Below are 244 nucleotides of genomic sequence, written 5' to 3'. Positions count from 1 at the left end.
AGTTATAAAGATAATTCTGATAAAATCATGCCACCAAATCATTTTCTTCCTCCATAAAAACTATTTTTTTAAGTTAAGAAATTTATTAATAATGTCAATTACGAAAGGATTATCGTGCATCCAGCTGTGTTCTGCATCGTTTTTGCCACGGACCTCGACTTCTTGGTAGAAATGAGCTTTAGGGGCCAAAATGTAGCGAATGCTTTTAGCTGAGACGACGGAAATAAATTTATCTGTATTAGTA

The 244-nt window shown here is 33.6% G+C and carries 1 protein-coding gene; it reads right to left on the bottom strand.

The annotated features are described in order from the left end of the window. Positions 1 to 60 precede the first annotated feature (60 nt). On the bottom strand, positions 61 to 244 hold a 184-nt coding region (locus AC2FA3_RS15515), incomplete at its 5' end, for an alpha/beta hydrolase (protein ID WP_490510375.1).

This window comes from Janibacter sp. CoH_79_TC_3 (assembly GCF_058197955.1).
This window is presented reverse-complemented; position numbering and strand designations above follow the sequence as displayed.